Source organism: Pseudarthrobacter sp. 1C304 (assembly GCF_052245515.1).
Lineage (GTDB): Bacteria > Actinomycetota > Actinomycetes > Actinomycetales > Micrococcaceae > Arthrobacter.
Genome location: NZ_JBQQCH010000021.1, coordinates 1 through 972 on the forward strand (window position 1 = coordinate 1; position 972 = coordinate 972).

At 64.6% G+C, this 972-nt stretch carries 1 pseudogene; it reads right to left on the reverse strand.

The features are described 5' to 3' along the window. Positions 1–972: pseudogene (locus ACTWQD_RS18365) on the reverse strand (pyruvate dehydrogenase (acetyl-transferring), homodimeric type); the annotation flags it as partial.

Consider the following 972-nt stretch of genomic DNA (forward strand, 5'->3'; position numbering starts at 1 on the left):
GGGTCATCTGGTCCGCGGCGGCCCAGAAGGAGTCGCCGGTGCGCTGGAAGCCGAACATCGAGTAGAAGACGTAGATCGGGATCAGCGGTTCGCCGTGGGTGGCGTAGGACGTGCCCGCCGCGGTGAACGCTGCGACCGATCCGGCTTCGTTGATACCGGCGTGCACGATCTGGCCGGAGATGGACTCCTTGTACGCCAGGACCAGTTCGCGGTCCACGGACAGGTAGTTCTGGCCGTTCGGGTTGTAGATCTTCGCCGTCGGGAAGAACGCGTCCATGCCGAAGGTGCGGGCCTCGTCGGGGATGATCGGGACGATCCTGTTGCCGAACTCCTTGTCCCGCATGAGGTCCTTGAGCAGGCGCACGAAGGCCATGGTGGTGGCCGCGAGCTGCTTGCCGGAGCCGCGGTTCGCCGCTTCGTAGGCCTTGTCATCCGGGAGGGTGACTTCGGTGTGCTTGGAGCGGCGTTCGGGGACGAATCCGCCGAGGGCTTTGCGGCGTTCCATGAGGTACTGGATTTCGGGGGCGTCCGGGCCGGGGTGGTAGTACGGGGGACGGTAGAGGTCCGCTTCGAGCTGGTCATCGGTGATGGGGATGCGGAGGTGGTCGCGGAAGGCTTTGAGGTCCGCGAGGGTAAGTTTCTTCATCTGGTGGGTCGCGTTGCGGCCCTCGAAGTGGGTGCCCAGGCCGTAGCCCTTGACCGTGTGGGCCAGGATGACGGTGGGTTTGCCCTTGAACTCGGTCGCGGCCTTGTACGCGGCGTAGACCTTGTTGTAGTCGTGGCCGCCGCGCTTGAGGTTCCAGATCTGGTCATCGGTGAGGTCCTGGACCAGTTCCTTGGTCTGAGGGGTCTGCCCGAAGAAGTGCTCGCGGACGAACGCGCCGGACTCGGCCTTGTAGGTCTGGTAGTCCCCGTCGACGGTCTCGTTCATGATCTTCACGAGGGACCCGTCCTGGTCCTTGGCGAGCAGGT